Genomic DNA, 13,553 nt, shown 5'->3' with positions numbered 1-13,553 from the left:
CGGTGCCGGACGCTCGCACCGCCGCACCCCCTTCGCACCTCTCGCCCCATTGATCCCCCATGGCGCAACCGCCGCACTGGCGGATGTCCGCCATGACCGAATCACGCCCCTGACGACTCTCCACAAACCCCCCTCTCTTACGAAAAGCTGAGCGGTCATCCGGTACCGAAATCCGGACTGTCTCTTTCACCACTCAGGGATGCTGATGACCTCCGAATCCGAGTCCATATCCGGGCCGAGACGCGTGGCCAGGGTCGCGGCGGCAGCCGGCCTGGTGGCCGCGCTGATCGCCTCCGGCGCCGTCCCCGCGTTCTCCGCGACCGGCACCGACGGCCCCGCCGTCCCCGCCCCCGTCAAGTCGTCCTCCGACAAGCTGGGGGCGGCCGACGCCGATCTGCTCGCCAAGGCCGAGGCCGCGGGTGAGAAGAACGTCTCAGTCATGGTCGCCACCGCTCCCGGGGCGACCGAGCAGGTCGCCGGCCAGCTCGACGCCGTACCCGGCGCCGTGGTCGGCAAGACGTACGACAAGCTCGGCTATGTACGGGCGACGCTGCCCACCGCCCGGGCGGACGCCGCCATCAAGGCCGCGCAGAAGCTCTCCTCCGTCCACGGCATCGATCTCAACCAGGAGATCAAGCTCGACGACCCGCGGCCGGCGGCCGACACCGCCCAGGGTCCGAAGAGCGCCAAGAGCCCGGGCGACGCCGAGAAGTACCCGGCGCCCAGCAGCAAGACCGCCGCGGAGAACCCGTACAACCCGTCCTTCGAGACCGGTGCGGTCGACTTCGTCCGGAAGAATCCGACGGCCGACGGCCGCGGTGTCACCATCGGCATCCTGGACTCGGGCGTCGACCTCGGGCACCCGGCACTCCAGAAGACCACCACCGGCGAGCGCAAGATCGTCGACTGGGTGACCGCCACCGACCCGGTCTCGGACGGCGACGGCACCTGGCGCATCATGAACACCGCCGCGTCCGGGCCGACGTTCACACTGGGCGGGCGTACGTGGACGGCTCCGGCCGGCTCGTACAGGTTCAACCTGTTCCGCGAGAACGCCACGCTCGGCGGCGAGATGGCGGGCGACCTCAACCGCGACGGCGACACCACCGATGTCTGGGGCGTGCTGTACGACCCGGCCGCCGGCACCGTCCGCGTCGATCTGGACAACGACGGCGACTTCACCGACGACACCGCGATGAAGCCGTACAAGGACGGTTTCCAGATCGGCTACTTCGGTACGGACAACCCGGCCACCCCGGTGGCCGAGCGCATCCCGTTCGTCGTCGAGATCCGCAAGGACGTCGTCTACAACGCGGCCGGCGCGAAGTCCGACTTCGTCAGCATCGGTGTCATCGAGGGCGCGCACGGCTCGCACGTCGCCGGTATCACCGCTGCCAACGGGCTGTTCGGCGGCAAGATGAACGGCGCCGCGCCGGGCGCCAAGCTGGTGTCCTCGCGCGCCTGCACCTGGAGCGGCGGCTGCACCAGCATCGCGCTCACCGAGGGCATGATCGACCTCGTCGTCAACCGCGGTGTGGACATCGTCAATATGTCGATCGGCGGTCTGCCCCCGCTGAACGACGGCAACAACGCCAGGTCGGAGCTGTACACCCGGCTCATCGACACCTACGGCGTGCAGTTGGTCATCTCGGCCGGCAACGACGGCCCCGGCACCAACACCATCAGCGACCCGGCCCTGGCCGACAAGGTGATCTCCGTCGCCGCGTCGATCTCCAAGGAGACCTGGGCCGCCAACTACGGCTCCGGGGTGACGAAGGAGTACGGCCTGCTGCCGTTCTCCTCGCGCGGCCCGCGTGAGGACGGCGGTTTCACGCCGACCATCACCGCTCCGGGCGCCGCCATCAACAGCACCCAGACCTGGCTGCCCGGCGCGCCGGTCGCCGAGGCGGGCTACACCCTGCCGCCCGGCTACTCGATGCTCCAGGGCACCTCGATGGCCTCCCCGCAGGCCGCGGGCGCCAGCGCGCTGCTGATCTCGGCCGCCAAGCAGAAGCACATCGACCTCACCCCCGCCAAGCTGCGCACGGCGCTCACCAGCACCGCCGAGAAGATCGACGGTCTCCAGGCGCATGAGCAGGGCGCGGGTCTGATCGATGTCGTGGCGGCGTGGAAGGCCATCCAGCGCGACCCCAGCTCGTACGAGTACACGGTGAAGGCCCCGGTCGACACCGCGATCGACGAGTTCCTGAAGACCCCGGGCTTCGGCACGGGTCTGTACGACCGCGAGGGCGGCCTCCGGGCCGGCCAGAGCAGGACGTACGACATCACCATCACCCGGACCACCGGCCCCGCGGGCCCGGTGGAGCACCGGCTGAAGTGGAAGTACAACGACGACAGCACCTTCCGGCTGGTCGGCAGCCACAATGTCGAGCTGCCGCTCAACCACCCGGTCACGGTCACCGTGGAGGCCAAGCCCGGCTCCGCCGGTGTCCACAGCGCGATCCTGGAGCTGGACGACCGTGACTCGGAGGGCGTGGACAAGCAGATCCTCGCCACCGTGGTCGTCTCGAAGCCGCTGGCCGCGCCCGCGTACGCCTTCACGGCGTCGGACTCGGTGCAGCGCAACAGCTCGACGTCGTACTTCCTGACCGTGCCTCAGGGCGCGCGCACGCTGGAGGTGGCGCTGGGCGGGCTGGCCACGGGCAGCCAGACCCGGTTCATCTCCATCCACCCGTACGGTACGCAGATGGAGGACAGCTCCACGATCTTCTGCTACCCGAACTACAACAACCCGAGCAACACCTGCCGCCCGGACCTGCGGTCGTACCAGAACCCGCAGCCGGGTGTCTGGGAGATCGAGGTCGAGGCACGCCGTACGTCGCCGCTGCTCGACAACCCGTACAAGCTCGACGTGTCGGTACTCGGCGCGGTCTTCGACCCGGCGGTCACCACGATTCCGTCGGCGAAGATCGGCACTCCGGCGCCGGTCGAGTGGAAGGTCACCAACGGCTTCGCCGCCATCGACGGCAAGCTCGGCGGCGGCTCGCTGGGCTCGGCGAAGGTCACCCGCCCGACGATCGCGGACGGCGACCAGATCGAGTCCACGGTCACCATCGGCGCGGGTGTCGAGAAGCTCGACTTCACCATCGGCGGTGCCTCGGACAACGGGGCCGACCTGGACCTGCTGGTCTTCCGGGACGGTGTGCAGGTCGGCGCCTCGACCAGCGCCAGCGCCGACGAGACGGTCAGCCTGACCAGGCCGGCCGCCGGTACGTACACGGCCGTGGTGGACGCCTACTCGGTCCCGGCCGGGACCACGGCGTACGACTACCGCGACGTGTACTACTCGGACGGGCTCGGCACGATCAGCGCGAGCGGCGCGGTCAAGCTCGACAGCGGCGCTTCGGCGCAGGTCGCGGCCGAGGTGCTGGTGAAGAGCGCGGCTCCGGAGGGCCGACAGTTCTTCGGTGAGGTCCAGTTGCTGAACGCGCGCGGTACGGCCGCGGGCACCGGCAGCGTGATCATCGGGAGCGTCACTCCGTAACCCGTGCGGTAATGGAGGGGCGGGCGCCCACGCGGGCGCCCGCCCCTTCCGCATTCCCACGTCCGGGACAGTTCCGTGTACCCGCGCCGGAACCGTTCCGTCCGGACCGTTCCGTCCTTTGGACAATGGATTGGACAACCCGGCCCGGGACAGACGCATGATGTGGGAACGCGTTCCCCGGGACAGTCGCGAGTGAGGAGCCCCAGTGAAGGTCGGAATCGTCGGAGCCACCGGTCAGGTCGGTACGGTCATGCGCAGGGTCCTGGCCGAGCGGGACTTCCCCCTCACCGAGCTGCGGCTGTTCGCCTCCTCCCGGTCCGCGGGCACCACCATCGAGTGGCAGGACCGGACGATCACCGTCGAGGACGCCTCCACGGCCGACTACGCGGGGCTCGACATCGTGCTGTTCTCGGCCGGCGGCGCCACCTCGAAGGTGCTCGCCCAGAAGGTCGCCGCGCAGGGCGCCGTCGTGATCGACAACTCCTCCGCCTGGCGGCGCGACCCCGAGGTCCCGCTGGTCGTCTCCGAGGTCAACGCGCACGCGATCAAGAACCGGCCCAAGGGCATCATCGCCAATCCGAACTGCACCACCATGGCCGCGATGCCGGTGCTGCGCCCGCTGCACACGGAGGCCGGGCTGACCGCGCTGGTCGCCGCGACCTACCAGGCCGTCTCGGGCTCGGGCCTCGCCGGGGTCGCCGAGCTGCACGGCCAGGCGCGGAAGGTCGTGGACGAGGCGGACCGGCTCACGCACGACGGCACGGCGGTGGACTTCCCCGAGCCGGCCGTCTACCAGCGGCCGATCGCCTTCAACGTGGTGCCGCTCGCGGGCAACCTGGTGGACGACGGGTCGTTCGAGACCGACGAGGAGCAGAAGCTCCGCAACGAGTCGCGCAAGATCCTGGAGATCCCGGAGCTGAAGGTCTCCGGGACCTGTGTGCGGGTGCCGGTCTTCACGGGCCACTCGCTCCAGATCAACGCGCGGTTCGCGCGCCCGCTGAGCGTGGAGCGGGCGTACGAGCTGCTCAAGGACGCGCCGGGCGTGGCGCTGTCGGAGATCCCGACCCCGCTCCAGGCGGCGGGCCAGGACGCGTCGTTCGTGGGCCGGATCCGGGTGGACGAGACGGTGGAGAACGGGCTGTCGCTGTTCGTGTCCAACGACAATCTGCGCAAGGGGGCGGCGCTGAACGCGGTGCAGATCGCGGAGCTGGTGGCGGCGGAACTCAGCCCGTCCGGCGTTTGAGGACACGGCACAGCCAGCCCGTCCGGCGCTTGAGGACACGGCGCGGTCGTGGACCGCGCGGCCTCAGGGCCATCGGCGTGGCCGCCAGCGCCAGCGTGCCGCCCAGCCAGAGCGCGCCCGTCGCGCCATAGCGGTCGGCCGCGCGGCCGCCGAGCAGCGCGCCCAGCGCGATCGCCGCGTTGAACAGCCCGGCGAAGAGCGCCGAGCCCGCTTCGCGGCGGTCCGGCGCGGCGGCCATCAGCCAGTTCTGCGCGCTGACCGAGACCCCGCCGTACGCCAGCCCCCACACCACCAGCAGCGCCACCGAGGCCGGCGGTGAGCCGCCCGCCGGGACGCTCAGCAGCACCGCGCCCGCCAGTACGGCCGAGATCACCAGCAGTGCCCGGCGCGGATCGCGGGCGGCGGCCGCGCCGCCCGCGAAGTTGCCCGCGATGCCCGCGGCTCCGTACGCCAGCAGCAGCGCGCCGACCGCTTCCGTACCGAGGCCCGGCACCCGCTCCAGGGCCGGGCGTACATAGGTGTACGCGGCGAAGTGGCCGGTGATCAGAAAGGCCACGACCAGCAGTACGGCCCGTACCGCCGGGACACGGACCACTCCGGCGACCTCGGAGAGCCGTACCGCGCCGGCCGGGGGCAGCGGCGGCAGCAGTACGGCGAGCAGCGCCGCGACCGCCAGCGCGAGCAGCGCCAGCGCGGCGAAGGCCCAGCGCCAGCCGGCCGAACCGCCCATCAGCGTCCCGGCGGGCACTCCGAGCACCGACGCCACGGCTATCCCGCTGAAGATCACGGCGGTGGCGCGGGCCTCGGATTCGGCACGTACCAGCCGGGCGCCGAGTCCCGCGGCGACGGCCCAGACGCCCCCGATGCAGACCCCGACCAGGGCCCGCGCCACAAGCAGCACCGCGAAGGCGGGCGCGAGCGCGGAGAGCGCGTTCGCCGCGGCCAGCACGGCCAGCAGCGCGCAGAGCACGGTCCGCCGGTCCGCGCGGCGCACGGCGACGGGCAGCAGGGGCGCGGCGAGCGCCGCGACCAGGCCGGGCAGGGTGACGGTGAGCCCGGTCGTACCGTCGGAGGTGCGCAGCCCGTCCCCGAGCGAGGTGAGCAGCCCCACCGGCAGCATCTCCGTCGTGACGACACAGAAGGTGGCGGTGGCGAGGGCGAAGACGGACGGCGGTAACGGACGCGGGTCCCCGGTCCGGCGGGCGGTCTCTTCCATGGGCCCCAGCCTTCGCCGGGCCCCGGCGCGGTACAACGCGGCTGGAACGACCTTGGCCGACCCTTTTCCCTCCCGTTCCCCGGGACCGTATCGCCGGACCGTTTACCAGGGCCGTTTCCCCGGGTCACAGGCAGCCCGGCCGCCGCGTCATCGGGTGCTCAGAGGGCCAGATGCCGCCGCAGCGCCGCGTCGAGTTCGGTCATCCGCTGCTTCGGTACGGCACCGAGCCGCTGCCGCATCCGGTCGGGCGACACCGCGCGTACCTGTTCGCACTGTGCCTTGGAGTCCTTGGTCAGCCCGCACTCCTCCGCCGGCAGGGCGACCTGGAAGGCGAAGACCCGGGCGGTGTTCGAGGTGACGGGGACCACCGTCACGACCCCCTTGCCGCTCCGTTCGGCGGAGCGGTTGGCCGCGTCGTTGGAGACGACGACGGCGGGCCGTGCCTTGTTGGCCTCGCTCCCCCGCACCGGCTCGAAGTCGATCAGGAAGATGTCACCCCTGCGCATCGGCCAGCCCGTCCCCGGCCGTCCGCTCCCAGAACGCCGCGTCGTCGCTCGCGTCCCACTCCTCGAACGCGGCCGCGTAGTCCTCCTCCAGCCGGGACGCGCGCAGCAGCTCGATCGCGGCGTGGATCACCGCGGACCGCGACGCCGACTCCGAGGCCGCCGCGTACTGGTCGACGAAGGAGACGTCCTCCTCCGGAAGGCTCACACTGATCTTCATACTCAAGATGCTACCCGGGTAGGAATGACCGTGCCACCCCGAATGCCCCGCCGGATTACTCCCGGGCGTCCGGCCCTGCCCGCGTGGAAGGATGGGCCCAAACGTCACGAACCGAGGAGATGAACCGGGTGCCAGGCACAAATCTGACCCGTGAAGAGGCGCGGGAGCGGGCGCGGCTGATCACCGTCGACTCGTACGCGATCGATCTCGATCTGAGCGGCGCGCAGGAGGGCGGCACCTACCGGTCCGTGACCACCGTGCGCTTCGAGAGCGCCGAGGCCGGAGCCGAGACCTTCATCGATCTGGTCGCGCCCGCCGTGCACGAGGCCGTACTGAACGGCACCGCGCTCGATGTCGCCGCGGTCTTCCGGGACTCGCGGATCGCGCTGCCGCATCTGCTCCAGGGCCCGAACGAGCTGACGGTCGTCGCCGACTGCGCGTACACCAACACCGGTGAGGGCCTGCACCGCTTCGTCGACCCGGTCGACCAGCAGGCTTATCTTTACACGCAGTTCGAGGTGCCGGACGCCCGCCGGGTCTTCGCCTCGTTCGAGCAGCCCGACCTCAAGGCGGCCTTCCAGTTCACCGTGAAGGCCCCCGAGGGCTGGACCGTGGTGTCCAACTCGCCGACGCCGGAGCCCAAGGAGAACGTCTGGAGCTTCGAGCCGACCCCGCGCGTCTCCTCGTACATCACGGCCCTGATCGTCGGCCCGTACCACTCGGTGCACAGCTCGTACGAGAAGGACGGGCAGTCCGTGCCGCTGGGCATCTACTGCCGTCCCTCGCTCGCCGAGTACCTGGACTCGGACGCGATCTTCGAGGTGACCCGGCTGGGCTTCGACTGGTTCCAGGAGAAGTTCGACTACGCCTATCCCTTCGCCAAGTACGACCAGCTCTTCGTCCCGGAGTTCAACGCGGGCGCCATGGAGAACGCGGGCGCGGTGACCATCCGCGACCAGTACGTCTTCCGGTCGAAGGTGACGGACGCGGCGTACGAGATGCGGGCCGAGACCATCCTGCACGAGCTGGCGCACATGTGGTTCGGCGATCTGGTCACCATGGAGTGGTGGAACGACCTGTGGCTGAACGAGTCGTTCGCCACCTACACCTCGATCGCCTGCCTGGCCGCCGCGCCGGGCTCGCGCTGGCCGCAGTCGTGGACGACCTTCGCCAACTCGATGAAGACGTGGGCCTACCGCCAGGACCAGTTGCCGTCCACGCACCCGATCATGGCGGACATCCGCGATCTGGACGATGTGCTGGTCAACTTCGACGGCATCACCTACGCCAAGGGCGCGTCCGTACTGAAGCAGCTCGTCGCGTATGTCGGGCAGGACGAGTTCTTCCGTGGCGTGCAGGCGTACTTCAAGGCGCACGCGTACGGGAATACCCGGCTCTCCGATCTGCTGGACGCGCTGGAGGAGACCTCCGGGCGCGATCTGCGGACCTGGTCGAAGGCCTGGCTGGAGACAGCTGGCATCAACATCCTGCGCCCGGAGATCGAGCTGGACGCGGCCGGGCATGTGACCTCCTTCGCCGTGTTGCAGGAAGCGCCGGCGCTGCCCACGGGCGCGAAGGGTGAGCCGGTCCTGCGTCCGCACCGGATCGCGGTCGGCTGCTACGACCTGGACGAGAGCGGGCGGCTGGTCCGTACGAGCCGGATCGAGCTGGACGTGGACGGCGCGCGCACCGAGGTGCCGTTCCCGGCGGACACCGCGCGCCCTGCGGTGATCCTGCTCAACGACGACGACCTGTCGTACGCGAAGGTCCGGCTGGACGAGGAGTCACTGCGGGTCGTCACCGAGCACCTCGGGGACTTCACCGAGTCGCTGCCGCGCGCGCTGTGCTGGGCGTCGGCGTGGGACATGACGCGCGACGGCGAGCTGGCCACCCGCGACTACCTGGAGCTGGTGCTGTCGGGCATCACGAAGGAGTCGGACATCGGGGTGGTGCAGTCGCTGCACCGCCAGGTGAAGGTCGCGCTCGATCTGTACGCGGCGCCCGCGTGGCGCGAAGCGGGGCTGACCCGGTGGACGGACGCGACGCTGGCGCATCTGCGCGCGGCCGAGCCCGGCGGGGACCACCAGCTCGCGTGGGCGCGGGCGTTCGCGGCGACCGCGCGCACCCCCCAACAGCTCGATCTGTTGCAGGGGCTGCTCGACGGTACGGAGACGATCGAGGGTCTGGCCGTCGACACCGAGCTGCGCTGGGCGTTCGTACAGCGGCTGGCGGCGGTGGGACTGCACGACGAGGACGAGATCGCGGCGGAGTACGAGCGCGACAGGACCGCCGCGGGCGAGCGCCACGCGGCGGCGGCCCGCTCGGCGCGCCCGCTGCCGGAGGCCAAGGCGGAGGCCTGGGCCTCGGTGGTGGAGGGCGACAAGCTGCCGAACGCCCTCCAGGAGGCCGTGATCAGCGGTTTCGTGCAGACCGACCAGCGCGAGCTGCTGGCGCCCTACACGGAGAAGTTCTTCGCCGCGGTCTCGGACGTCTGGGAGTCCCGCTCCCATGAGATGGCCCAGCAGATCGTGGTCGGGCTCTACCCGGCCGTCCAGGTCTCCCCGGAGACGCTGGACGCGACGGACGCCTGGCTCGCCTCGGCGGGCCCGAACGCGGCGCTGCGGCGGCTGGTCTCGGAGTCGAGGTCGGGTGTCGAGCGCGCGCTGCGGGCGCAGCGGGCGGACGAGGCGGCGGCCACCGCGTAACGCGGCCGGTGGGGGCGGCCCGAGCGGGCCGCCCCCACCCCAAAGCTCACCGAAGCACTCCGGCCCCGAAGCGCTCCGTCGCCGGGGCACCGGGTGACTTGCGCGGCCCCGCAGTGCGTGTCACGGCCGGGCCGGGTGGGGGCGCGATGTCTCATGGCCGCTGTGGTGCGTACCGAGCAACTCCGACGTCCGACCGTGGCCGCCCTCCGGATCCTCGGCGTCGCCGTCTTCTACTGCGTGGGCGGTTGGATCGGCCTGCAGAAGGAAGTCCTGAAGGTCGACGGCACCGCTCTCACACCGCTCTGGCCGTCCACGGGCATCGCCCTGACCGCTCTGCTGCTTCTGGGCGCCGGTGTCTGGCCGGGGATCGCCCTGGGGACCCTCGTCGGTTTCCTGCCGCTCGGCCCGGTGGGCGGAATCGAGATCGCGATCACGGTCGGGAACACCCTCGCGCCGCTCACCTCCCTGCTGCTTCTGCGGCGCGTGGGATTCCGTGTCGAGCTGGACCGGCTGCGGGACGGGGTGGCGCTGGTCTTCCTCGGCGGCCTGGCCGGAATGCTGGTCGCCGCGACCGTGCCGGTGGCTACGATGTGGCTCCGCGGCGTCACGCTGCCGGACGGATTCTGGACGGCCTGGCTGGTGTGGTGGACCGGCGACGCCATGGGCGTCCTGCTGGTCACACCGTTCCTGCTCCTGCTGTGCCGGCTGCGGTGGCCTCCGCACTTCCACCGGTGGGCCGAGGTGTCCGCGCTGGTGATCACCGCCGTAGTGATCACCTGGCTGGCCACCATGAGCGCCTTCACGCTGTTCTTTCTCGTCTTCCCCGTGCTGATCTGGGCGGCGCTGCGCTTCCATCTCGCCGGGAGCGCTCCGTTCGCGCTCGCGGTGTCCCTCCGTGCGATCTGGGAGGCGGCCAATCCGGCGGGGGCGTTCGCCCATCAGACCCTGGTCGAGCGGATGATCACCCTTCAGGCGTTCAACGGCTCCCTGGCGCTGACCTCACTGCTGCTGACGGCGATCGTCACCGAGCAGAAGAACATCCACCAGAAGATCGAGGAGGCCTGCGACGAGCTGACCGAGGTGGTGGAGCGGCTCGTGCCCGGCCAGGGGGCGAGGCTGCGGCCACGGCGCCAGCAGGCCGTGGAGGGCAGCGAGGGGAGTACGTGAGCACGCTGCGTACGTGAGCGGTACGTATGTGAAGGGCGCGGCCGGTGCGTACGTACGCCAAGGTCGGTGCGTACGCAGGTCGAGGCTGGTGGAGACGCACGGAAAGGGCGCCGCCGGTCGGTTGTCCGCGCCCGGCGCGCCCTATGAGACCCGCGCGTGAGACCCGCTCGGGGTCGGTCAGACGTGCTGCTTGTGGGACTTGTCGAGGACCATGACCAGGCCCGCGATGATGCCGAAGATCACCAGCGGCGCCACCACATACAGGCCGAGCGTCTCGGCGATGCTCAGGCCGGGGCCCGGGTCGTCGCCGTCGTCCCGGCTCAGCGCGAGCGCCGGGGACGACAGGAGCAGCATCATCAGCGTCGTACCGGCCGCCAGGGCGCCGGCGCGCAGAGCGTTCTTCTTGTCCACCCCGCAAAAGTAGCGAACGGCTAGGACGGCCTCGCGGGCGGGGGTGCCGTACCCGGCCGGAACACCTCCATCAGGGCGTGCAGCCGGGGCGAGGCGGCCAGCTCCTCCAGGGCCACCGGGCGGCCCTCGGCGTCCGCGACGGGCAGGCGCCAGTTCGGGTACTGGTCCCAGGTGCCCGGCAGATTCTGCGGTCTGCGGTCGCCCACCGCGTCCGGCAGCCAGATCCCGACCAGCCGTGCCGGGGTGCGCAGCAGGAAGCGGTAGACGGCGCGGACGCGCTCCTCCTCGTCGTCGCCGGACAGCAGTCCCAGCCGGGTGAGCCGGCCGAGCCACTCCGCGAGCTCCGCCTGTGCCTCGGACCGCTCACGCTCCAGCGGTCCCGTGAGCAGGCCGAGCCGGTGGCGCAGCTCCACATGCTCACCGGTGAGCCGGGCCGCGGTGGACGGCAGATCATGGGTCGTGGCGGTGGCCAGGCATCCCGTGCGCCAGCGGTCCGGCGGCAGCGGCCCGCCCGTGCCGTCCCAGTCGCGCTCGAACCAGAGGACCGAGGTGCCGAACACCCCGCGCCGCTCCAGCGCCTCCCGCACCCCGGGCTCGACCGTGCCCAGGTCCTCGCCCATGACGGCGGCACCCGCGCGGTGTGCCTCCAGGGCGAGGACCGCGAGCATCGCCTCGGCGTCGTACCGCACATACGTTCCCCGGGTGGGGTCCAGTCCCTCGGGCACCCACCAGAGCCGGAACAGGCCCATCACATGGTCGATCCGCAGCGCCCCGGCGTGCCGCAGCAGGCCCTGGAGCAGGCTCCGGTACGGGGCGTAGCCCGACGCGGCCAGCACATCGGGGCGCCAGGGCGGCAGCCCCCAGTCCTGGCCGCGCGGATTGAAGGCGTCCGGCGGGGCGCCCACGGACATGCCGGCGGCGAAGACGTCCTGCTGCGCCCAGGCGTCGGCGCCGTCGGGGTGGACGCCGACGGCGAGGTCGTGCACGATCCCGACGCCCATGCCCGCGTCCCGGGCCGCCCGGCCGGCCGCGGCGAGCTGTTCGTCGGTCAGCCAGGCCAGCCGGCAGTGGAAGTCGACCCGGTCGAGGAGCTGGCGCCGGGCCGCGGCCGTCTCGGCGGAGCGTGGATCGCGCAGCCCGGCGGGCCAGGAGCGCCACTGGGGGCCGTGCACCTCGGCCAGCGCGTTCCAGGTGGCGTGGTCCTCCAGGGCCCGGCCGCGCTCGGCCAGGAAGTCGCAGTACTCGGCGCGGCGGCCGGGGCCGAGCGGGACGGTGGCCAGGATCTCCAGGGCGGCCCGCTTGAGCTCCCACACCGCGTCCCGGTCGATCAGCGCGCCCTTGCCCGGGGCCGGGTCCAGCACGGCCGTGCGCAGCGCGGCGGCCCGCTCGACGAGCCGGTCGAGCCGCTCGCGGTCCTCGCCGTGGACGTACGCGTACTCCGGTACGGCCTCGATCCGCAGATGCACCGGATCGGGGAACCGGCGCGAGGAGGGGCGGTACGGCGAGGGGTCGGCCGGCACCTCGGGCACCCCGGCGTGCAGGGGGTTGATCTGCACGAACCCGGCGCCGAGGGCCCGGCCCGACCAGGCGGCCAGCTCGGCGAGGTCCCCCAGGTCGCCCATGCCCCAGGAGCGCCGGGAGAGCAGGGAGTAGAGCTGCACCAGAAAGCCGTACGCGCGGGCGGAGGGCTCCGGCACCCGGTCGGGGGCGACGACGAGCGCGGCCCGGTCCTCCCGGTGGCCGCCGGCGGCTCCGCGGCCCCGGGCGGCTCCGCGGCCCGCGGCGGCGGGGGCGCGGACGGTCAGCCGGTGCACCCCCAGCGGAAGCCGGGCCCAGCCGGCGGCCGCGCCGGGCCCCGCGGGCAGCTCCACCGACCCGCCCTGCTCGGTCTCCACCCGGAGCACCGAGCCGTCCGGCAGCGCGGCCAGGGCGGGCGGCAGCAGGGGCTCGGTGCTCGCGGGCGCGGTGACCGCGTCGTGCCCGGCTGCTTCCGGTGCGCCCCGGGCCGTCCACACCACCAGCGTCGGCGGCAACAGGCGGCGCGCGGCGGCGGACTCGGCGCGCTTCAGCGCCTTGTCCACCGCCGCCGGGCTGGAGGCGTCGACACCAAGCGCGGCCAGCACCAGTACAACGGTCGAGTCGGGGACCGGGACACTGACGCCCGGCGACGGTGCGTACGAGGTGGCGACACCATGCAGTTCGGCGAGTCCGGCCAGGCTCATACGCACTCCAGGGGGTCAGACTCCGGGGGACTCCGTGCCGCCGGCCGTCCCGGGCGCGGTCGGCTCGCTGGTCAGCGGAGCGGTGTCGGCGAGCGGTGGCTCGCTGGTGAGCGGGGCTGCGTCGGCGAGCGGCGGCTCGCTGGTGAGGGGGTCGGGTCCGTCTGTTTTGAAGGTGCGGTCGGCAGAAGCTGTGCGGATGCGGCCATGGCGGCGCCTCCAGTGGACAGGGAAACAGGACAGGACACAGCAGCCCTACCCAGCGGGCGGAACCGCAGACGTTTGCGGCCGGTAAACGTGTGCCGAGTCACGATCCGTTCCCTGTGCGGCAGTTGACGTCCTGCCTATCACAAACCGGCAATCG

At 71.8% G+C, this 13,553-nt stretch carries 9 protein-coding genes and 1 pseudogene; 4 read left to right on the top strand and 6 right to left on the bottom strand.

Annotation, left to right across the window (positions count from 1 at the left end; all coding sequences use genetic code 11):
• The first annotated feature begins 199 nt into the window (after nt 1–199).
• Nucleotides 200–3,505, top strand: coding sequence for a S8 family serine peptidase (locus KQY30_RS23915; RefSeq protein ID WP_217308586.1), 3,306 nt, complete (start codon nt 200–202; stop codon nt 3,503–3,505).
• Nucleotides 3,506–3,710: 205 nt separating this feature from the next.
• Nucleotides 3,711–4,748: an aspartate-semialdehyde dehydrogenase gene (locus KQY30_RS23910; protein WP_217308585.1), complete on the top strand. Its 1,038-nt coding sequence runs from the start codon at nt 3,711–3,713 to the stop codon at nt 4,746–4,748.
• Here KQY30_RS23910 and KQY30_RS23905 read toward each other — a convergent pair.
• The 3 genes from KQY30_RS23905 to KQY30_RS23895 form a co-directional block, all read right to left on the bottom strand.
• The gene (locus KQY30_RS23905; RefSeq protein ID WP_217308584.1) at nt 4,729–5,964 is read right to left on the bottom strand and encodes an MFS transporter; all 1,236 of its coding nucleotides are present in this window, start codon (nt 5,962–5,964) and stop codon (nt 4,729–4,731) included. The two genes, KQY30_RS23910 and KQY30_RS23905, sit on opposite strands and share 20 nt — an antisense overlap.
• 158 nt (nt 5,965–6,122) lie before the next feature.
• Nucleotides 6,123–6,470 carry a type II toxin-antitoxin system PemK/MazF family toxin gene (locus KQY30_RS23900; protein ID WP_217308583.1) on the bottom strand — a complete coding sequence of 116 codons (348 nt, stop codon included), beginning with the start codon at nt 6,468–6,470 and terminating at the stop codon, nt 6,123–6,125.
• Nucleotides 6,457–6,687 carry a ribbon-helix-helix protein, CopG family gene (locus tag KQY30_RS23895; RefSeq protein ID WP_046496803.1) on the bottom strand — a complete coding sequence of 77 codons (231 nt, stop codon included), beginning with the start codon at nt 6,685–6,687 and terminating at the stop codon, nt 6,457–6,459. Before KQY30_RS23895 ends, KQY30_RS23900 begins: the two co-directional genes overlap by 14 nt.
• 128 nt (nt 6,688–6,815) lie before the next feature.
• On the opposite strand from KQY30_RS23895, the gene pepN reads away from it, so the two are divergent.
• Entirely contained in the window at nt 6,816–9,392 is a 2,577-nt protein-coding gene (pepN, locus tag KQY30_RS23890) for an aminopeptidase N (RefSeq protein WP_217308582.1), read from the top strand.
• A gap of 153 nt (nt 9,393–9,545) precedes the next feature.
• Nucleotides 9,546–10,559: an MASE1 domain-containing protein gene (locus tag KQY30_RS23885; RefSeq protein ID WP_367997434.1), complete on the top strand. Its 1,014-nt coding sequence runs from the start codon at nt 9,546–9,548 to the stop codon at nt 10,557–10,559.
• Nucleotides 10,560–10,736: 177 nt separating this feature from the next.
• On the opposite strand, the gene KQY30_RS23880 is transcribed toward KQY30_RS23885, so the two are convergent.
• From KQY30_RS23880 to KQY30_RS37480, 3 genes and pseudogenes are all read right to left on the bottom strand, one after another.
• Entirely contained in the window at nt 10,737–10,970 is a 234-nt protein-coding gene (locus KQY30_RS23880) for a hypothetical protein (RefSeq protein ID WP_046504706.1), read from the bottom strand.
• A gap of 20 nt (nt 10,971–10,990) precedes the next feature.
• Nucleotides 10,991–13,192, bottom strand: a complete 2,202-nt coding sequence (gene malQ / locus KQY30_RS23875) for a 4-alpha-glucanotransferase (protein ID WP_217308581.1) — start codon at nt 13,190–13,192, stop codon at nt 10,991–10,993.
• A 15-nt stretch (nt 13,193–13,207) separates the two neighbouring features.
• A pseudogene (locus KQY30_RS37480) lies at nt 13,208–13,398 on the bottom strand (hypothetical protein).
• Nucleotides 13,399–13,553: the final 155 nt, after the last annotated feature.

This window comes from Streptomyces sp. GMY02 (genome assembly GCF_019056675.1).
Classification (GTDB): Bacteria; Actinomycetota; Actinomycetes; order Streptomycetales; family Streptomycetaceae; genus Streptomyces; species Streptomyces odonnellii.
Note: the sequence above shows the minus strand (reverse complement) of the source record. Positions and strands in the feature narration are given on the sequence as shown.

Bases quoted from the DNA above. Each gene is read 5' to 3' on its own strand.
- KQY30_RS23915 (WP_217308586.1), top strand. From the start codon at position 200: ATGCTGATGACCTCCGAATCCGAGTCCATATCCGGGCCGAGACGCGTG.
- KQY30_RS23905 (WP_217308584.1), bottom strand. From the start codon at position 5,964: ATGGAAGAGACCGCCCGCCGGACCGGGGACCCGCGTCCGTTACCGCCG.
- KQY30_RS23900 (WP_217308583.1), bottom strand. From the start codon at position 6,470: ATGCGCAGGGGTGACATCTTCCTGATCGACTTCGAGCCGGTGCGGGGG.
- KQY30_RS23895 (WP_046496803.1), bottom strand. From the start codon at position 6,687: ATGAAGATCAGTGTGAGCCTTCCGGAGGAGGACGTCTCCTTCGTCGAC.
- KQY30_RS23885 (WP_367997434.1), top strand. From the start codon at position 9,546: ATGGCCGCTGTGGTGCGTACCGAGCAACTCCGACGTCCGACCGTGGCC.
- malQ (WP_217308581.1), bottom strand. From the start codon at position 13,192: ATGAGCCTGGCCGGACTCGCCGAACTGCATGGTGTCGCCACCTCGTAC.